At 61.3% G+C, this 19,796-nt stretch carries 16 protein-coding genes; 5 read left to right on the plus strand and 11 right to left on the minus strand.

Annotation, left to right across the window (positions count from 1 at the left end):
• Window positions 1-8 precede the first annotated feature (8 nt).
• The 3 genes from ftsA to lpxC all read left to right on the plus strand — a co-directional run bounded on the left by ftsA (window position 9) and on the right by lpxC (window position 3,566).
• Window positions 9-1,271: a cell division protein FtsA gene (gene ftsA, locus DNK50_RS08385; protein ID WP_017738691.1), complete on the plus strand. Its 1,263-nt coding sequence runs from the start codon at window positions 9-11 to the stop codon at window positions 1,269-1,271.
• 74 nt (window positions 1,272-1,345) lie between these two features.
• The gene (gene ftsZ, locus DNK50_RS08390; protein ID WP_099584917.1) at window positions 1,346-2,542 is read left to right on the plus strand and encodes a cell division protein FtsZ; all 1,197 of its coding nucleotides are present in this window, start codon (window positions 1,346-1,348) and stop codon (window positions 2,540-2,542) included.
• 112 nt (window positions 2,543-2,654) lie between these two features.
• Window positions 2,655-3,566: a UDP-3-O-acyl-N-acetylglucosamine deacetylase gene (gene lpxC / locus DNK50_RS08395; protein WP_003171886.1), complete on the plus strand. Its 912-nt coding sequence runs from the start codon at window positions 2,655-2,657 to the stop codon at window positions 3,564-3,566.
• A gap of 135 nt (window positions 3,567-3,701) precedes the next feature.
• Here lpxC and DNK50_RS08400 read toward each other — a convergent pair whose 3' ends face one another.
• The 6 genes from DNK50_RS08400 to DNK50_RS08430 all read right to left on the minus strand — a co-directional run bounded on the left by DNK50_RS08400 (window position 3,702) and on the right by DNK50_RS08430 (window position 13,876).
• Window positions 3,702-5,195, minus strand: a complete 1,494-nt coding sequence (locus DNK50_RS08400; protein WP_112193530.1) for a sensor domain-containing diguanylate cyclase — start codon at window positions 5,193-5,195, stop codon at window positions 3,702-3,704.
• Between the two features lie 86 nt (window positions 5,196-5,281).
• Window positions 5,282-6,610 carry an OprD family porin gene (locus DNK50_RS08405; protein WP_099584919.1) on the minus strand — a complete coding sequence of 443 codons (1,329 nt, stop codon included), beginning with the start codon at window positions 6,608-6,610 and terminating at the stop codon, window positions 5,282-5,284.
• A 967-nt stretch (window positions 6,611-7,577) separates the two neighbouring features.
• The gene (locus tag DNK50_RS08415) at window positions 7,578-8,942 is read right to left on the minus strand and encodes a heavy metal sensor histidine kinase (protein WP_112193532.1); all 1,365 of its coding nucleotides are present in this window, start codon (window positions 8,940-8,942) and stop codon (window positions 7,578-7,580) included.
• Window positions 8,932-9,609 (minus strand): heavy metal response regulator transcription factor, encoded by a 678-nt coding sequence (locus tag DNK50_RS08420; protein ID WP_099584921.1) that lies wholly within the window; start codon window positions 9,607-9,609, stop codon window positions 8,932-8,934. Before DNK50_RS08420 ends, DNK50_RS08415 begins: the two co-directional genes overlap by 11 nt.
• Before the next feature lie 8 nt (window positions 9,610-9,617).
• Entirely contained in the window at window positions 9,618-12,713 is a 3,096-nt protein-coding gene (locus DNK50_RS08425) for a multidrug efflux RND transporter permease subunit (protein WP_112193534.1), read from the minus strand.
• Window positions 12,710-13,876 (minus strand): efflux RND transporter periplasmic adaptor subunit, encoded by a 1,167-nt coding sequence (locus DNK50_RS08430; protein WP_112193536.1) that lies wholly within the window; start codon window positions 13,874-13,876, stop codon window positions 12,710-12,712. The genes DNK50_RS08425 and DNK50_RS08430 overlap by 4 nt, the downstream gene beginning before the upstream one ends.
• Before the next feature lie 214 nt (window positions 13,877-14,090).
• Here DNK50_RS08430 and DNK50_RS08435 point away from each other — a divergent pair, with 214 nt between their 5' ends.
• Window positions 14,091-14,324: a hypothetical protein gene (locus tag DNK50_RS08435; protein ID WP_099584924.1), complete on the plus strand. Its 234-nt coding sequence runs from the start codon at window positions 14,091-14,093 to the stop codon at window positions 14,322-14,324.
• A 165-nt stretch (window positions 14,325-14,489) separates the two neighbouring features.
• Window positions 14,490-15,272: a transporter substrate-binding domain-containing protein gene (locus tag DNK50_RS08440; protein WP_099584925.1), complete on the plus strand. Its 783-nt coding sequence runs from the start codon at window positions 14,490-14,492 to the stop codon at window positions 15,270-15,272.
• A 13-nt stretch (window positions 15,273-15,285) separates the two neighbouring features.
• On the opposite strand, the gene DNK50_RS08445 is transcribed toward DNK50_RS08440, so the two are convergent.
• From DNK50_RS08445 to DNK50_RS08465, 5 genes are all read right to left on the minus strand, one after another.
• A complete protein-coding gene (locus DNK50_RS08445; RefSeq protein ID WP_112193538.1) occupies window positions 15,286-16,029 on the minus strand; it encodes a YkgJ family cysteine cluster protein in 744 nt (247 codons plus the stop codon).
• 108 nt (window positions 16,030-16,137) lie between these two features.
• Window positions 16,138-16,620 carry an N-acetyltransferase gene (locus tag DNK50_RS08450; RefSeq protein ID WP_112193540.1) on the minus strand — a complete coding sequence of 161 codons (483 nt, stop codon included), beginning with the start codon at window positions 16,618-16,620 and terminating at the stop codon, window positions 16,138-16,140.
• Between the two features lie 3 nt (window positions 16,621-16,623).
• Entirely contained in the window at window positions 16,624-17,526 is a 903-nt protein-coding gene (locus DNK50_RS08455; RefSeq protein ID WP_099584928.1) for a chemotaxis protein CheV, read from the minus strand.
• Between the two features lie 182 nt (window positions 17,527-17,708).
• The gene (locus DNK50_RS08460) at window positions 17,709-18,683 is read right to left on the minus strand and encodes a D-glycerate dehydrogenase (protein WP_112193542.1); all 975 of its coding nucleotides are present in this window, start codon (window positions 18,681-18,683) and stop codon (window positions 17,709-17,711) included.
• 111 nt (window positions 18,684-18,794) lie between these two features.
• Window positions 18,795-19,763 carry a LysR family transcriptional regulator gene (locus tag DNK50_RS08465; RefSeq protein ID WP_112193544.1) on the minus strand — a complete coding sequence of 323 codons (969 nt, stop codon included), beginning with the start codon at window positions 19,761-19,763 and terminating at the stop codon, window positions 18,795-18,797.
• Window positions 19,764-19,796: the final 33 nt, after the last annotated feature.

The following is a 19,796-nucleotide window of genomic DNA, read 5'->3' on the forward strand; positions in this document are numbered from 1 at the left end:
CAGGACCCATGGCAAACGTGCAAAGCGGCAAAATGATCGTCGGTCTCGATATCGGCACCTCCAAGGTGGTGGCGCTGGTGGGCGAGGTCGGGGAAGACGGCGTGATCGAGATCGTCGGTATTGGCACGCATCCGTCCCGGGGCCTGAAGAAGGGCGTGGTGGTGAACATCGAGTCCACCGTGCAGTCGATCCAGCGTGCTATCGAAGAAGCGCAGCTGATGGCCGGTTGCCGGATTCACTCGGCGTTCGTCGGCGTGGCCGGCAACCATATCCGCAGCCTGAACTCCCACGGCATCGTGGCGATCCGCGACCGCGAAGTCAGCGCCGCCGACCTTGAGCGCGTCCTTGACGCCGCCCAAGCCGTGGCGATCCCGGCTGACCAGCGCGTGCTGCACACCTTGCCGCAGGATTACGTGATCGATAACCAGGAAGGCGTTCGCGAGCCCCTGGGCATGTCGGGCGTGCGTCTGGAGGCCAAGGTCCACGTGGTGACCTGCGCCGTAAACGCTGCACAGAACATTGAAAAATGCGTGCGCCGCTGCGGTCTGGAAATCGACGACATTATTCTGGAGCAGCTTGCTTCCGCGTATTCGGTACTGACCGACGACGAAAAGGAACTGGGCGTGTGCCTGGTGGACATCGGCGGCGGCACCACTGACATCGCGATCTTCACCGAGGGTGCAATCCGTCACACCGCCGTGATCCCGATTGCGGGCGACCAGGTCACCAACGACATCGCCATGGCGTTGCGTACACCGACCCAGTACGCCGAAGAAATCAAGATCCGCTACGCCTGCGCCCTGGCCAAGCTGGCCGGTGCCGGCGAGACCATCAAGGTGCCGAGCGTGGGCGACCGTCCACCGCGCGAACTGTCGCGCCAGGCCTTGGCCGAAGTGGTCGAGCCGCGCTACGACGAGCTGTTCACCCTGATTCAGGCTGAACTGCGCCGCAGTGGCTACGAAGATTTGATCCCGGCCGGCATCGTGCTGACCGGTGGCACCTCGAAGATGGAAGGCGCGGTCGAACTGGCCGAGGAAATCTTCCACATGCCGGTTCGCCTGGGCGTGCCCCATGGTGTCAAAGGCCTGGGCGACGTAGTGCGCAACCCGATTTATTCCACCGGTGTGGGCTTGCTGTTGTACGGACTGCAAAAGCAGACCGACGGCATTTCCCTGTCGGGCCCGAGCATCCGTGACAGCTATCGCAGTGACGACGAGGCCAAGGCGCCGTTGTTCGAGCGGTTGCAGGCTTGGGTAAAAGGCAATTTCTAAAGATTTACCGCTACACCGCAACACAGAAAGAAGCAGTAGGCGAAAAAACTAGAGATAACGAAAGGAGAGGGAACATGTTCGAACTCGTAGACAACATCCCCGCCAGCCCGGTCATCAAAGTGATCGGTGTCGGCGGTGGCGGCGGCAACGCTGTCAACCATATGGTCAAGAGCAACATTGAAGGCGTTGAATTCATCTGCGCCAACACTGATGCCCAGGCGCTGAAAAGCATTGGCGCGCGGACCATCCTGCAATTGGGCACAGCCGTGACCAAAGGCCTCGGCGCTGGCGCCAACCCGGAAGTCGGCCGTCAAGCCGCCCTGGAAGACCGCGAGCGTATTGCCGAAGTGCTGCAAGGCACCAACATGGTGTTCATCACCACCGGCATGGGCGGCGGTACCGGTACCGGTGCAGCGCCGATCATTGCCGAAGTGGCCAAGGAAATGGGCATTCTGACGGTCGCAGTCGTGACCCGTCCGTTCCCGTTCGAAGGTCGCAAGCGTATGCAGATCGCCGACGAAGGCATCCGTCTGCTGTCTGAAAGCGTCGACTCGTTGATCACCATTCCCAACGAGAAGCTGCTGACCATCCTGGGCAAGGACGCAAGCCTGCTGTCCGCGTTCGCCAAGGCTGACGATGTGCTGGCCGGTGCCGTTCGCGGTATCTCCGACATCATCAAGCGCCCAGGCATGATCAACGTCGACTTTGCCGACGTACGTACTGTCATGAGCGAAATGGGCATGGCGATGATGGGCACTGGCTGCGCCAGCGGTCCGAACCGTGCGCGCGAAGCCACTGAAGCGGCCATCCGCAACCCGCTGCTGGAAGACGTGAACCTGCAAGGTGCACGCGGCATCCTGGTGAACATCACCGCCGGTCCTGACCTGTCCCTGGGTGAGTACTCCGACGTGGGTAGCATCATCGAAGCCTTCGCTTCCGAGCACGCGATGGTCAAAGTCGGTACCGTTATCGATCCAGACATGCGCGACGAACTGCACGTGACTGTGGTTGCTACCGGCTTGGGCGCGAAGATCGAGAAACCTGTCAAGGTCATCGACAACACCGTCCATACCAGCCACGCCAGCCAGTCGGCTGCAGCTCCAGCGCCTGTGCGCCCGGAAATGCCGTCGGTGAACTACCGTGACCTGGACCGTCCGACCGTGATGCGCAACCAGGCTCAGGCCGGTGCTGCGGCGTCCCGTAGCCCGAATCCGCAAGATGACCTGGACTACCTGGACATCCCGGCATTCCTGCGTCGTCAGGCCGATTGATGGAATGTATCAGGGCTATGAAGGTGATTGGTGTTCAGCAAAGGTCTGGTCTGCTATTATCGCCAGCCTTTGTTGATACCAGTTCGCAATTTGCGCTCAAGCGGTCCAAGCCATGATTAAACAACGCACCCTGAAGAATATTATCCGTGCCACAGGTGTAGGTCTGCACTCCGGGGAGAAGGTATACCTGACCCTCAAACCTGCACCTGTCGACACCGGCATCGTGTTTGTTCGTGCCGACCTGGACCCTGTGGTGCAGATTCCTGCTCGCGCGGAAAACGTTGGCGAAACCACGATGTCGACCACACTGGTCAACGGTGACGTCAAAGTGGACACGGTGGAGCACTTGCTCTCGGCCATGGCTGGCCTGGGCATCGATAACGCCTACGTCGAGCTCTCCGCGTCCGAAGTCCCTATCATGGATGGCAGCGCTGGACCCTTCGTATTCCTGATTCAATCTGCCGGCCTGGAAGAACAGGACGCAGCCAAGAAGTTCATACGCATTCTGCGGGAAGTGACAGTAGAAGACGGCGACAAGCGCGCCACCTTCGTCCCGTTCGAAGGCTTTAAAGTGAGCTTTGAGATCGATTTCGATCACCCGGTATTCCGTGACCGCACCCAAAGTGCAAGCGTGGATTTTTCCAGCACTTCGTTCGTAAAAGAAGTCAGCCGCGCCCGTACTTTTGGTTTCATGAGTGACATCGAGTACCTGCGCAAGCACAACCTCGCACTCGGCGGCAGCGTTGAAAACGCCATCGTGGTCGACGCGGATGGTGTACTGAACGAAGACGGCCTTCGCTACGAAGACGAATTCGTGAAGCACAAGATCCTCGATGCAATCGGTGACCTCTACCTGCTGGGCAATAGCCTGATAGGCGAGTTCAAAGGCTTCAAGTCGGGCCACGCCCTTAACAACCAGCTGCTGCGCAAGTTGATTGAGCAGACAGACGCTTGGGAAGTCGTGACCTTCGAAGATGCCAGCACCGCACCGATCTCTTACATGCGTCCCGTTGCGGCGGTGTAAGTAACAACTCTCTTTCTTTAGTTTTTAAAGGCTGCCTTCGGGTGGCCTTTTTTTTATGTGAAAAACCTTCAGAACACTGGAAATCCAAATGTGGGAGGGGACTTGCCCCCCTCCCACATTGGATTTGATTAACAATTAGAAGGTGGTGGCATCCACAATCCGGTTACGCCCACTGTGCTTGGCCTCATACAGCGCCTGGTCCGCACTCAGCAGTAACGCCTCCAGGGACATGCGGCTGCGTTTATCCCAAGTACTCATGCCAATGCTCACGGTAATCGGCCGTTCGCTCCCCGCCACCCGTGGCAAATGCTCGACACTGCTGCGGATGTGCTCGGCGATCACCCAGGCACCTTTGGCATCGGTATGCGGCAGCACCACCGCAAACTCCTCGCCGCCATATCGCGCCGCCAGGTCGGCAGGGCGACGGATGTTGTTGCCGATCACTTGGGCCACCGTGCGCAGCGCCTCATCACCGCCCTGATGGCCATGGCGATCGTTGAACGCCTTGAAGTGGTCCACGTCGATCATCAGCAGCGTCAGCGACTCTGTTGAACGTTGGGCGCGGTCCCACTCCAGGCGCAGGCGCTCATCGAGGATGCGGCGGTTGGGCAGCCCGGTGAGGGCGTCAGTGGCTGCCAGTTCTGACAGCACCCGCTCCGCGCGGTAGCGGCGCCGCAGTTCACGACGCAGCATCCAGGCCAGCCACAACAGGCCTATACACAGGATGCCGGTGGCGCCGCCGGTCAGTAGCGCCGCGCGTTTCCAAGGGGCGAACACGTCTTGGCTGGACAGGGCCACCACCACGATCAATGGCAGCTCTCCGACGTTGGTAAAGGTGTACAGGCGCTCCTTGCCGCTGATGGCAGAGATCGCCTGGAAGCTGCCACTGCCTTCGAGCAGCATGCGTTTGAAATTCGGTCGTTCGCTCAGGTCCTTATCGATCATGTCGCGTTCGAGCAGCGGCTGCTGGGCCAGCAGAATGCCTTTTTTGTTGATCAGGTTGACGCTGCTGCCGTTGCCGATGGTCAGGGTGCTGAACAACTGGTCGAAATACGCCAGGCGCATAGTCGCCACCGCAACGCCGGCGAACTCTCCGTTGGGCCCTGACACGCGTCGACTGAATGCCATGCGCCAGACCTGGTCGCAATCGCAATGGATCTTGAACGGTCGACTGATGAACAAGCCGGCCTGGGCGTCCTGTGCATGTACCTGGAAATAGTCGCGGTCGGCAAAGTTACGCGGGCTGGGGTGCAAGGTTGATGAGTCTGCAGTGACTGCGCCCTCCGCGTCCAACAACAGGACCTCGCCCTTGAAAGGCGCCGCCGTGGACAGGTCAAACTGCACCAGGTGCTGGATATTCACATCCACCAGCGTCAGGTCTTCGCGTTGCTTGGCTGCGATCAAGCCTTTGAGCGCCAGGTCGTACAACTCGACGTTGCGCAGCACATCGGCATTGATCAGTTGGGCAATGTTGGTGGTCGAGCGCTTGGCCGCCTGCAGGGTGCTGGCGTGTTCACGGATCAGCAACGCCGCGACGATAATTACAATCAGGGCGACGGTGAGGCCGCTGCCCAGAATCAAAAACAACTCCGGATGTGCAGGCGAGGTACGAGCAGGACGTTGACTCATCGGGCAGACTTCAGCGGTGTGAATGCTGGCAGTTTAGTTCTACCCGATGAAAAATAAATGCTGAGTTGGAAAGAAAGATCAGCAGGTCAGAAGACGTTGATGGGGTAGTCGACAATCACCCGGTACTCATCCACATCCCGGTCCACCGCCGAGTAGCCGTTACTGCCGCGGTTGGTCGCCCATTGAAAGCGCATTGCCAGGTCCTTGGCCTTGCCGCCCTGCACCACGTATTTCACGTCGATGTCCCGCTCCCAATGCTTGGCGTCTTTGCCATCGGCGCTGTACCAGGCGCTGTAGCCACGGCTTTGCGGGTCGACCTGGGTCAGGTCGGTCTTGCCGCTGATGTAGGACACGGCCGAGGTCAGGCCGGGCAGGCCCCAGCCTGCGAAGTCATAGGCGTACTTGAGCTTCCACGAGCGCTCGTTGGGGCCGTTGAAGTCCGAGTATTGCTGGGAGTTGTCCAGGTACACGCTGTCGCCCTGGGCGATGTAGTCGAATGGCGTGTTGCCGTTTACACGCTGGTAGGCGGCGGTGACGCTGTGGTTCCCCACGCCCACGGTGAAATGCAGGCTGTAGGTGTTGTTGTCGATATCCCCCAGCAACGACCGGCCGGTGTCCTGGGTGTGGTAGTAGTGCAGGCCCGGGTTGAGGCTGACCAGGTCATTGAGTGCGTAGGTGTAGTCCAGGTCGTAGTAGTACTGGTGCCACACGTCCTTGAGTTCGGAGGCGTACAGGTTGCTGGTCAGGCCGGGAATACCGCTGAACGACACACCGGCCCAGTTCATATGCTGGCTGTCGGTGTTGCTCGGCAAAGCGCCGTAGCTGGTGCCGATGCGACGGTGACCGCTCTGGTTGTAGAGCTTGGTGAAACTGGCCTGGCCGCCTTCGAACATCCAGCCGTCGAAGCTGTGGTTGTTCAGGCTCACGCCTCGGAACGTCTGCGGCAGCATGCGGGTCTGGCCGCCCGCGATGACCGGGTTGTTGAGGAACAGGTCACCGGCTTTCAGCTCGGTATCAAAGGCGCGCACCTTCAACGTGCCACCGGCCGTGGAGAACGATCCGGGCGCTTTGCCGCTGCCGTCAGTGCTGCCGTAGGGAAGAATGCTGGAACCGTCAGTGCCGCCACCGCCGTCGAGCTTGAGGCCGAGCATGGCGTGGGCATCCAGGCCGAAGCCGACGGTGCCTTGGGTGTAGCCGGATTCGAACGTACCGAGGAAGCCCTGGCCCCACTCCTTGCTGTCATCGGTATGAGTGTCGCGCCGGTCGCGGTTCATGTAGTAGTTGCGGGTGTTGATGTTGAGGTGCGAGCCCTCGATGAAACCTTCAGTGGGGGGAGTGTCTGCCGCGTGGGCAAGGGGGACGATAGTTGCTGCAATCGCGAGGAATAACGGGGTCAGCGTCAGCGAGTTCTTCACCGGTAAAGCTCCTTTGGTCAATCGAAAACGGCCAATGTCGTGGGGGTGTGCCTGGCCTTTTTTACGGCAAAAAAAAGCCGCTGATATCAGCGGCTTTAAGACAGATTCCCAGTGTAGAGCCCTGGAAATAAGTCGAGGGAAATTCGGGTAAGCGGGTAGGTGTCTTTGCCGTAGCGCTCGTCGATGCGTCAAATTAACGCAGGCGGGCGGTGTGATACAGAGTGTAACAAGAGAATGACTGTTGCCCAAATCGCAACAGTTTGGTGGTGTACATATCCGTTGCTGCGGTAACGGCGGCTTAGGGTTCCGCTCTTACAGCGGGTCACTTTTGGAGGGACCCAAAAGTCCACCAAAAGGTCCTCGCCCCACCACTCGGTGCCTCGCCTAGGCTCGGCATGCCCGTAATCCGACATTGATTTGGGGGGCCGCCGCCACGCGCCATCCATGGCGCAGGGCGGCTAAACCGGCATCCCTGCCGGTTTACCCCCCAAATCAATATCGGATTCCGGCCATCGTGGTTGACGGGGCGATCTCAGATCAAAATCAAAATCAAAAGCAGAGCACGGCGGCCTGGTAGCCGACCTGAGTGGTTAGATCAAGAGCGAAACTGCTCTGCTTTTGATTTGGCCCTTACATCCTTTTCGCTGACGAAGTCAGCGCTCTTTTGATCTGCGCTTTTGATTGTGATCTTGATCTTAGGCGCCCCGTAAAACACGCTGGCCGAACGCAGGCTTGAATCCGTGGGTAACCCGGCAGGACGCCGGGTTAGCCGCGCTGGGCCAAGGATGGCCCATCGCGGCGGCCCACGGATTCAAGCCGGAGTGAGGGCACACCGAGCCTAAGCGAGGTGCCGAGTGTTGGGGCAAGAGCCCTTTGGTTACTTTGGGGCTTTTCCAAAGTGACCCGCCGTAAGGGCGGAACCAATACGCGCCGTTACCCAAACAACGGATATGTACACAACCTCAGCCTAAACGGGCAGCGTAATCCCAAACGTATTCCCACCTCCCTCGCTACGCACAAACACATCCCCCCCGTGCATCAGCGCAATCGCCTTGACAATCGCCAATCCCAACCCATGATTCGCCCCGCTGTTACTGCGCGACGCGTCCACCCGATAAAACCGCTCAAACAACCGCGGCAGATGCTCACTGGCGATCTCATCACCCGGGTTGGTCACCCCAATCGCCACAAACTGCTCCTGCACGCCGATATTCACCTCAATGACCCGCCCCGGCGCCGTGTGCTGCACCGCGTTGCTCAACAGGTTGATCAGCGCCCGGCGCAGGTGGGCTTTTTCGATCTGTACCTGCGCGTCACCGTGCACCTGAACCCGCACTTGGGCGTCTTCGAGAATGAAATCCAGATAGTCGAGGGTGGTGGCCACTTCATCGGCCAGGGAGCTTTCGATCAGCTTGGTAGCCTTGCTGCCCTGGTCGGCGCTGGCGAGGAAGAGCATGTCGTTGATGATCGAACGCAAGCGTTCCAGCTCCTCCAGGTTCGACTCCAGCACTTCCAGATAATGCTCGGCCGAGCGCCCTCGGGTCAGCGCCACTTGGGTCTGCCCAATCAGGTTGGTCAGCGGCGAGCGCAGTTCATGGGCCACGTCGGCATTGAAGGACTCCAGTCGCGAGTAGGCCTGCTCAACCCGGTCGAGGGTGGAGTTGAAGGAATTGACGAATTGCTTGAGTTCCGGCGGCAATGGCGCCAGTTGCAGCCGTCCGGAGAGTTTGGGCGGCGCAAGTTTGCGCGCTTCATCCGAGAGTTTGCCCAGGGGCTTGAGACCAATGCGCGACACCCAGAACCCCAGCAGCGCAGCCAGCACCACGCCCACCAGCGCCAGGCTGATCAGTGCCACCAGCAAGTGATGCTGGGTGGCGCGGAAATTCTCGGTGTCGATGGCAATCATGAAGCGCAACGGCGGGCGTTGGTCCTTGGCGGGAAACTGGCTCACCAGCACTTTGAACGGAGGAGAATGGCCAGGCAGGTGTAAATCGCGCTTGCCGCTGGGGCCCTCGGCGAAGGCGCGGATCTGCGCATCCGGCTCACCGTATTCGTAGCTCGGATCACTGCTGACCACCCAGAAGCGGATGCGCTTGTCTTCCTCACTCAAGAGTTTGAGTTTGGCCCTGATCTTCAGCCAATGATCCGGCGTCCCGAAGCGGTTGATCGAAGACTCCAGCACGCTGTAGCGCGCATCCAGCTCTGCGCCCGGCAATAAACCGAGACTGCGGTCGACCTGCTGGTACAGCGCTCCGCCGATCAACACAAAGATCAGCAGCGCCACCAGGGTGAACATGCCGCTCAGGCGCAGGGCGATGGAATTAGACGACACTGCGGTTCTCCAGCACGTAACCCATGCCGCGAATGGTGTGCAGCAGTTTGTGGTCGAACGGCCCATCCAGCTTGGCGCGCAGGCGCTTGATCGCGACCTCGACCACGTTGGCGTCGCTGTCAAAATTGATGTCCCAGACCATCTCCGCAATCGCCGTCTTGGACAGGATTTCACCCTGGCGCCGCGCCAGCACGCTGAGCAGCGAGAACTCCTTGGCGGTCAGATCCAGACGCACGCCATTGCGGCTGGCCTTGCGGCTGATCAGGTCGATCCACAGGTCGGCGACGGTGACCTGCACCGGCTCATGGCCGCCGCTACGCCGGGTCAGGGCTTGCAGGCGCGCCACCAGTTCGAGGAATGAAAACGGCTTGCCCAGGTAATCATCGGCGCCTTCGCGCAGCCCGCGAATGCGGTCTTCCACGCGCTCGCGGGCGGTGAGCATGATCACCGGCGTCTGCTTGCGTGCACGCAAGGCGCGCAGCACACCAAAGCCGTCGAGACCGGGCAACATCACGTCGAGCACGATCACTGCGTAATCGTTCTCCAGCGCCAGGTGCAGTCCCTCGACACCTTCGCGGGCCACGTCGACGGTGTAGCCCTGTTCCGTCAGGCCGCGATGCAGGTAGTCGGCGGTTTTTTCTTCATCTTCAACAATCAGTACGCGCATGACCCGCCTCAATATGTGGTCGCCAGCTCGGCAGCTGGTTTGGGCCGGTGGAAAAATCGCTCAAGGTACAAGTATATGACCGGCGTGGTGAACAGCGTCAGCGCCTGGCTCACCAGCAGGCCGCCGACCACGGCGATCCCCAGCGGCTGGCGCATTTCTGCGCCGGGGCCGCTGCCGAGCATCAGCGGCATTGCGCCGAGCAGGGCGGCGAGGGTGGTCATGATGATCGGGCGGAACCGCGTCACGCAGGCTTCGTAGATCGCTTCTTGCGGCGGCAAGCCACGCACGCGCTGGGCTTCCAGGGCGAAGTCGATCATCAGGATGCCGTTTTTCTTCACAATGCCGATCAGCAGCACCAGGCCGATCAGGGCCATGATCGAAAAGTCCTGGCCCATCAACCACAGCATGATCAACGCGCCCAAACCGGCCGAAGGCAAGGTGGAAATAATCGTCAGCGGGTGCACGAAGCTCTCATACAGCACCCCCAGAATGATGTAGACCGCCACCAGCGCCGCAAGGATCAGCCACGGCTGGCTGGCCAGCGAGCTCTGGAACGCCTGGGCCGCGCCCTGGAAATTGCCGATGAGGGTCGCCGGCATGCCGATTTCATTCTTGGCCTGGTTGAGCATGATCACCGCATCACCCAATGCCACGCCGGGCGCCAGGTTGAACGACAGGTTGGCGGCCGGGAACATGCCGTCATGGCTGATGGACAACGGCCCCACCGTGGGTGGGTCAACCTTGGCCAGCGCCGACAGCGGCACCATCTCGTTGGTCAACGGTGAGCGCAGGTAGAAGTAGTTCAGGCTCTCGGCCTTGCCCCGTTGTTGGCTGTCCAGCTCCAGTACCACCTGGTACTGGTTGATCTCGGTCTGGAACTCGTTGATCTGGCGCTGGCCGAAGGCGTCATACAGCGCCTGGTCGACATCGGTGGCGGTCAGGCCAAAGCGCGCGGCGGCCTGACGGTCGATGCTGATGTGGGTAATGCTGCCGCCCAGTTGCAGGTCGTTGGACAGGTCGCGAAACGCCGGGTTGGCGCGCAGTTTTTCGGTGAGGCGCTGGGTCCAGGTGTTGAGCGTCGGGCCGTCGTTGCTCTTGAGCACGTATTGGTACTGGGCACGGCTGGGGCCGGAGCTGAGGTTGATGTCCTGGCCGGCGCGCAGGTACAGCACGATGCCCGGCACCTTGGCCAGTTTCGGGCGGATGCGGTCGATGAACTGGCTGGCGGAGACATCACGATCACCCCGATCCTTCAGCGCAATCCAGAAGCGGCCGTTGGCGATGGTCTGGTTGCTGCCCGTCACGCCCACCGAATGGGAAAACGCCAGTACCGCCGGGTCATCCTTGACGATCTCGGCCAGGGCCTTGTGCTTGGCGACCATGTCCGGGTACGACACATCGGCTGCGGCTTCGCTGGTGCCGAGCACAAAGCCGGTGTCCTGCACCGGAAAGAAGCCCTTGGGAATAAACACATAACCGACAACCGCCAGGGCCAGGGTCACCACGAAAATTGCCGCCATGGTGCGTTGATGGGCCAGTGCGCGGCGCAGGTTGCGCGCGTAGCCGGCGAGCAGGCGTTCGCTGAAACCGGGTTTGCCGTGGGCAGGGTGGGTCGGGGCGCGCATGAACAGCGCGGCCAGGGTTGGCGCGAGGGTCAAGGACACCACCACTGAAATCAGGATGGTCGAGGTCGCCGTCAGGGCGAACTCCTTGAACAGCCGCCCGACTACGCCGCCCATGAACAGCAGCGGAATAAACGCCGCCACCAGCGAGAAGCTGATGGACACCACCGTAAAGCCAATCTCGCCCGCGCCCTTGATCGCCGCTGCGCGTTTGTCGAGGCCTGCTTCCAGATGGCGGTGGATGTTCTCCACCACCACGATGGCGTCGTCCACCACGAAGCCCACGCTGATCACAATCGCCACCAGGGTCAGGTTGTTCAGGCTGAACCCCATCAGGTACATCAGCGCAAAACTGGCGACCAGCGACACACCCAGCACGCTGGACACGATCAGCGTCGCCGACAGTTGGCGCAGGAACAGCGCCATCACTGCTACCACCAGCAGGATCGCGATCAGCAGCGTCACTTCCACTTCATGCAGCGAGGCACGGATGGTCTTGGTGCGGTCGGTCAGCACACTGACCTGCACCGACGCCGGCAGCATGCCTTGCAGGCGCGGCAGTTCGGCCTGGATGCGGTCCACGGTCTCGACGATGTTCGCGCCGGGCTGGCGCGAGATCACCAGGTTCACGCCGGGCGTATCCCCGGACCACGCTTGCACGTAGGCGTTTTCCGAACCGTTGATGACTTTGGCGATATCGCTCAGTTGAACCGGTGCACCGTCCTTGTAGGACACGATCAGTTGGGCGTAATCCTCCGGGTGGAACAACTGGTCGTTGGTCGACAGAGTCGACACGCTGTTCTCCCCGTAGATCGCGCCCTTGGCCAGGTTGAGGCTCGATTGCTGGATCGCCAGGCGCACATCGGCCAAGGTCAGGCCGATGGCGGCGAGTTTGTCGGGCGAGGCCTGCACGCGGATCGCCGGGCGTTGCTGGCCGGTGATGTTGATCTGGCCGACGCCGTCGATCTGGCTGATCTGCCGCGCCAGCAGGGTTTCCACGTAGTCGCTCAGCTCGGTGCTGGGCATGCTGGCGGAGCTGACGCTGAGGATCAGCACCGGGCTGTCCGCCGGGTTGACCTTCTTCCAGGTCGGCAGGCTCGGCATATCGCTGGGCAGCTTGCCCGACGCCGTGTTGATCGCCGCCTGCACTTCCTGGGCGGCAGTGTCGATGCTCTTGTCGAGGGTGAATTGCAGGGTCAGCAGGCTTGAGCCCAAGGCACTGCTGGAGGTCATCTGGGTCATGCCGGGGATGGCGCTGAATTGCACTTCCAGCGGCGTAGCCACCGATGAGGCCATGGTGTCCGGGCTGGCGCCGGGCAATTGCGCGGTGACCTGGATCGTCGGAAATTCCGCCTCCGGCAGTGGGGCGATGGCCAGGCGCGGGAAGGCAATCATCCCGAGCAGCACCAGGGCGAAGGTCAGCAACAGCGTGGCGACCGGGTGGTCGACGCACCAGGCTGACGGCGAACGGCTACCGGTCATGGCTGCACCTTGGCATCGACGGTCTGGATCACCTGCGGCGGCTCCTTGAGCACGTCCACCTGGGCACCGGCCTTGAGCCGCGACTGGCCATCGCTGACCAGCACATCACCGGCCTGCACACCCTTGATGATGTTCACATCGCTGTTTTGGTAGGTGACTTGCACCGGCACCACCTCAACCTTGTCGCCGTTGAGCCGGTACACGAAGTGCGAGTCCAGGCCGCGTTGCACTACGGTTGGCGGCACCACCAGGGCGTTTTTGTCGAGGGCGACCTGGATCTTGATGGTCACCAATTGCCCCGGCCACAGGCGCTGGGAGGCGTTGTTGAACTCGGCCTTGACGCGCAGGGTGCCGGTGGTGGAGCTGATCTGGTTGTCGATCAGGCTCAAATGGCCTTCACCGAGCAAGTCACCGGTCTGGCCGTCGGTGTCGGCGCCCAGGTAGGCGTCGACGCTGGCCGGGGTGGTTGCAGCGATCAAGCCTTGCAGGGTCGGCAGCATCTGTTGCGGCAGCGAGAACTCAACGGCAATCGGGTCGATCTGGGTCACGGAGAACAAGCCCTGCGTATCGCTGGTGCGCAGGAAATTACCTGCGTCCACATTACGAATACCCACGCGGCCACTGACGGGAGAGCGGATCTGGGTGTAGGAAAGCTGTACCTGGGCCGAATCGATGGCGGCCTGGTTGCCTTGGACGGTGGCTTTGAGTTGGTTGACCAAGGCTTGTTGCTGGTCATAGGTCTGCTTGGACACGCCGTCGTCGACGCTCAATTCCTTGTAGCGCTTGAGGTTGACCAAGGCCACCTGCAATTGCGCCTGGCTCTCGCCCAGTTGCGCCTTGGCCTGGTCGAGGCTGGCGCGGATCGAGCGGTCATCGATGGTCGCCAGCAGGTCGCCGGCCTTGACCCGTTGGCCTTCCTTGACCAGCAATTGGGTGAGAATGCCGTCGACTTGCGGGCGAATCACCACGCTGTGCAGCGATAACACCGTGCCGATGCCGCTGACAAATCGCGGGATATCCTGTTGCGCCACGCTCACCACCCGTACCGGGATTGCGCTCGGTACTGCCAGCTTGGCCTTGGCCGGCCGGGTCAGCGCCCAGGCTGCAATCGCCGCGACCACGAGGACACCCACAATCAGGGCGGTTTTTCGTTGAATCTGCATGGGTGAGGCGCCGGGGGCAAAGGATGGGGAGAGTGAGCGGTCTTTATAGCCCTTCAACCCGGTCAGCACGGTGACTGCTAACTGACAGCGCTGTCAGCAAACTCCGACCATTCGTACAGGCGGTGGTTAAAGATCTGAGGCGCGCAGGTATACTGCGCGCCACTGTGGCCCGCAAGCCGGCCCCGCATCATTTTTTGCACGCTCCGGAGCTTCCATGACTTCCCCGACACAACCCTCTGTTGAAGCGACCGACATCGTCGATCCGGCCAGCGCCGAAAGCGTTGAAAAAGCCGAGATCCCGGCGTTCAAGTTTCCGTTCAAGCCGGGTGAGCTGGCCGGGGCCAAGAATGCCGCCCAGCCTTGGTACAAAAACGGCGCCAAGAATGGCCACACCAAGTCACCGGGCATGGCACCACCGGGCACTCGTCGTTCGATGGGTAAACGCTGAGATTAACCCGTTGCACGTCGTGTCGACTGTTGCCTACAGCCTCCGCTGATATTTCTGATTGCAGGTCTACGGCCCTTTCTTGAAAGCTTGCACCGCCTTTGCTCTGTCCCCGTGATTCAAGGGGGAACAGGGCGGCGCTGGTCTTTCCGGAAAAGGACGTTTCCCGTGGCCCTGATACACATCTGTGTCATGTTTGCCCTGTTGCTTTCGGCTGATGCGCTCGCGGCCGCTGATCAACCGCGTCGCGAAATCCGTTTTGGGGTTGCTGCGCAATTCCCACCCTTCCAGAGCCGTAACCCGCAAGGGCAGTTGGTGGGCTTGAACATCGAGCTGGGCAATGCCCTGTGCGTGCAGTTGAATGCACGTTGCGTCTGGGTCGATCAGGTGCTTGTCGAAGACTTTCCCGCCCTCGAAGCCAGAAAATTCGATGCAATCATGGGGATGGCACCTACGCTGGAGCGGCGGCGTTCGGTCAGCTTCACCGATCACCTCTACCCCTTTACCACACGCCTGGTGGGCCGCAGCACATCCGGCCTGCTGCCCCAAGTAAGGTCGCTCAAGGGCAAGCGGATCGGCGTATTGCTGGGGAGCAACCGTGAAGCCTTTGCCCGGACGAAGTGGGCGCGCCGGGGCGTCATCATCAAGAGCTTCTGGCTCAATGACGATCTGGTGCGCAGTCTGGTGGCCGGCGAAATCGACGCAACCTTGCAAGGCACCGTAGAAATCCGTGAAGCCTTGCTCGACACCGACGAAGGCCGGGATTTTGACTTCCTCGGCCCACCCATTTCGGCGCCGCTGCTCGGCGATGGTGTAGCGATTGCCGTGCGTAAGCCCGACACCGCATTGCGCCAGGAGCTTAACTGCGCCCTCGAACAGTTGAAGCAGAGTGGTGAGTACCAGCGGATCATTCAATCCTACCGACTGGACGCTGCTCCCGCTGCGTCATGATGGCCAATAAGGCCTACGCAGCCCGCAACGAGATAAACGCATAATTGGCCGGCACCTGCGTGGCAATCTGCGCCCCTGCATCGAGTATCTGCTCGGCGATGTCCAGCCCGGATACATGAAACACCCATTCATTGGCCACGGGCGGCTGCTCAACCGCCAACTCGATCGCCTGGGCAAATGCGCCCATGTCCGGCAAGTACGCGGTAAACCCATCACCCTTGAGCGCCGTGGTGCGAATGCCCAGCAAGGCGCACACCGCTTCCTTGGTCTGCACATCGTCGCGGTCGGCCTGGCGCGAACGCTGGATCAGTATCGCGAGTTCCGGGTCCACCAGTTCGCCGCCGACGATCAGCTCGGGGCCCTGCTCCCATGATTCCGGCGGGCAATCCTTGGCGGCAGGGTTGAGCGGGATATGTGGGTTGATCTCCATCGGGTAGATGCGGCACACCAATGGGCGACGCTCATAGATGCGGCACAGGTTGTCTTCGTCAAGATTCCGGCAGCGCCCGGCGTTATAGGCGGCAAAGGTAATGGCCACAAACGCTTCGGTGCTGCCGCTGGGCACCACCACCGAACGGCGCTCGGCGTGCTCGCGTTGCAGTGGGGGCAGGCCCAGTCCGTTACCGAGGAATCCCTCTACCAGAACAATGACGTTACCGCCGTCCGCCGCCCACATACGGGCTTCGGCAAGGGTCAGGGGGACGTGATGGTCGCTGCAGCATTTACCGCAACCAACGCAGGAAAAATGAGTGTTCATGGCGGATCTGTTACCAGGCTAGGTCAGAGGGCACGCAATCACGGTGACGGGTTTTTACCTCTTTGCACCGGTATGGCAGTCTGGAAGCAAGTTATGCGCCAGCGCCTGTCAGTCCTCTGCGACGACATCCCGCAGTACAAACACCATGCCTGCGCTTTCATACAGATGCCGGGCGCGCAGGTTGCTCTCCAGCACCTTGAGGTCCACATAGGGTTCGCCGCGTTGCTTGAACACCTGGAAAGTGTGCAGCAACAACGCGCGGCCCAGCCCCTGGCCTTGGGCGCACGGATGTATGGAGAGATTCTTGATAAAGGCGCTGGTCCAGCACTGGGCCACGCCGAGAATACCGTCGGCGTTGCTGGCGACCAGGCACAGCGAGGGGTCGAATTCGGCATCAGTGACGAACTGTTGTCGCCATTCATCCAGGCTGGCGACACGGCCGCCGCCCTGCTCCTGGGTCATGCTCAGTACGGCGTGAATCGCCGGCGCCAGATCGGCACGGTAGTGGTCCAGCACGGTCCCTGCCGGCCATTGTGGCGCGGGCAGGCCGCCGGTGAGGTCGCGGCGCAGCAGTTGGTAATACGCCGCCATCGATTACAGGCCCTGTTGCGCCACGGTTTGCGCGGCCACCACCAGGCATTTGGTCAGCTCAGGGGAGGAGAACTTGGTCAGTACCGCATTGGCACCGGCCAGGCGCGCCTTTTCACTGTTCATCGCGCTGTCCAGGGACGTGTGCAGCAATATGTAGAGGTGCTGGAAGTCCGGCGTTTCACGCAGCGTGCGGGTGAGGGCGTAACCGTCCATTTCGGACATCTCGATATCCGAAACCACCACATTGATCTGCGCGGCAGTGCCTTGCAGCTCCAGCAGTACATCGATGGCTTCCTTGGCACTGCGCGCCGTGTGGCAGGTCAGGCCGAGGTTGCGCAGGGTATGCACGGACTGCTGCAGGGCGACCTGGCTGTCATCCACCACCAGGATTCGCGCATTGCCGAGCACTTCGGCTTCTTCCATGGTCAGGTCGGTCGGCGCCGCTTCAATCGGTGCCGGCGCGATGCCGTGGATGACTTTTTCGATATCCAGCACCTGCACCAGGCCGCCTTCCACCTGAGTCACCCCAGTGATGAATGCACGGTTGCCGCCGGAGCCGTAGGGCGGTGGGCGGATGTCAGTCGTCAGGCAGTGCACGATCTTGCTCACGGCCTGCACATGCAGGCCCTGTTTGGAGCGGCTCACGTCGGTGACGATGAGGCAGCCGCCGTCTGGATCTTCCAGAGGGCGTTCACCCAAGGCGCGGCTCAGGTCGATGACCGACAGCGAGGCACCGCGCAGGGTGGCGATGCCTTTGACGTTAGGGTGCGACTCCGGCAGCTTGGTCAGCGGCGGGCAAGGAATGATTTCGCTGACTTTCAGCAGGTTGATGGCCATCAGCTTGCCGCTGCGCAAGGTAAAGAGCAGAAGCGAGAGGGAGTCTGCGCGGGCTTTGGTGGTGGACATAAAAACCTTCTGTGGATCAGGGATGACGATCTTCTATGGAAGGTTATCGACGTGAACACAGAAAACTGTAGGCGCCTTGCTTGTTGTTGCTCGCGCTGGAGTGCGCAGCGCTCCCAGGCTTTTGGGGCCGCTTCGCAGCCGAGCGGGAGCAAGCTCCCTCGCCACCGTTCGTGCCTACTGTCTTAGCCCTTCCACACCTGTGGGTTCACCAGATCCTGTGGGCGCTGGCCCAGCAGCGCGCTGCGCAGGTTGTCCAGGGCCCGGTTGGCCATGGCTTCGCGGGTCTCGTGGGTCGCCGAGCCGATGTGCGGCAGGGTCACCGCATTGCTCAACTGGAACAACGGAGATTGCGCCAGTGGCTCTTGCTCGTACACATCCAGCCCGGCGCCCCGAATGGTCTGGTTCTGCAAGGCCTGGATCAGCGCCGGCTCGTCCACCACCGGGCCACGGGAGATGTTGATCAGGATCGCGCTGGATTTCATCAGCCCCAGCTCGCGGGTGCTGATCAGGTGACGGGTCTTGTCGCTGAGCGGCACCACCAGGCAGACGAAATCCGCCTCGGCCAGCAACTGGTCCAGGCTGCGCCACTGTGCGCCCAGCGCTTGTTCAAGTTCAAGCTTGCGGCTGTTGCCGCTATACAGGATCGGCATGTTGAAGCCCAGGCGCCCGCGACGAGCCACGGCCGCGCCGATATTGCCCATGCCGACGATGCCCAGGGTCTTGCCGTGCACATCGCAGCCAAACAAGGGGGCGCCAACGCTGGCTTTCCACTGGCCGGCCTTGGTCCAGGCGTCCAGTTCGGCTACCCGGCGTGCGCTGCTCATCAGCAGGGCGAAGGCCAGGTCGGCGGTACTTTCGGTGAGCACGTCGGGGGTGTTGGTCAGCATGATCCCGCGCTCGTTGAAGTACGGCACGTCGTAGTTGTCGTAGCCCACCGACACGCTGGACACCACCTCCAGCTTGCTCGCGCCTTCGAGCTGCGCACGGCCCAGCTTGCGACCCACGCCAATCAGGCCGTGGGCGTGGGGCAGGGCTTCGTTGAATTGCGCATTGATGTCACCCAGCTTGGGGTTGGGCGCGATCACCTCGAAATCCTGTTGCAGGCGTTCGATCATTGGCGGGGTGACGCGGCTGAAGGCGAGGACAGTCTTTTTCATGGCAGGCGGGCTCATCGACTACGGAAGAATGCCAAGCAAGCTAACATTCTTGCCCGCAATTGTCAGGACACCGCAGATCTAAAGCGGGCAGTGAAATTCGCCTGGTAGAAATCAGTTCGCCAACCGCGCGCCGCTGAGGCTGCCACTCAACTCGTACGCCACCAACTCCGCCTGATGCGCCGCCAGAATCTCCGGCAACGAGCCACGCAGGTATTCCACCCAGGTCTTGATCTTCGCATCCAGGTACTGGCGCGATGGGTAGATGGCGTACAGGTTCAATTCCTGGGAGCGGTAGTTGGGCATCACCCGCACCAGCGTGCCATTGCGCAAGCCTTCGATGGCCGCATACACCGGCAACAGGCCGATGCCCATGCCGCTGGTGATCGCGGTTTTCATCGCGTCGGCCGAGTTGACCAGGAATGGCGAGGTGTTGATCGCCACGCTTTCCTGGCCTTCCGGGCCGTTGAAGGTCCACTTGTCCAACTGAATCACCGGGCTGACCAGGCGCAGGCAGGCGTGGTTTAGCAGATCATGGGGGCGGTGGGCACAGCCCTTGGCCTTGACGTAATCCGGCGAGGCGCAGGCGATGCTGTAGGTGATGCCCAGGCGTTGGGACACAAACCCCGAGTCCGGCAGCTCGCTGGCCAGTACGATGGACACGTCGTAGCCTTCGTCGAGCAGGTCCGGCACGCGGTTGGCCAGGGTCAGGTCGAAGGTTACGTCCGGGTGGGTGCGGCGGTAGCGGGCGATCGCGTCGATGACGAAATGCTGGCCAATCCCGGTCATGGTGTGCACTTTCAATTGCCCGGCGGGGCGTGCGTGGGCGTCGCTGGCTTCGGCCTCGGCTTCTTCGACATAGGCGAGGATCTGTTCACAGCGCAGCAGGTAGCGTTTACCCGCCTCGGTGAGGGCAATGCGTCGGGTGGTGCGGTTGAGCAGGCGGGTTTGCAGATGGGCCTCCAGATTGGAGACCGCGCGCGAGACGTTGGCCGTGGTGGTGTCCAGTTGCGCTGCGGCGGCGGTGAAGCTACCCGCTTCGGCCACACAACTGAAGGCGCGCATGTTTTGCAAGGTGTCCATGGAGTGTTCTCAGGGGAGATAGCAAATTGTGAC

This window comes from Pseudomonas sp. LG1E9 (assembly GCF_003290225.1).
GTDB lineage: Bacteria > Pseudomonadota > Gammaproteobacteria > Pseudomonadales > Pseudomonadaceae > Aquipseudomonas > Aquipseudomonas cyclaminis.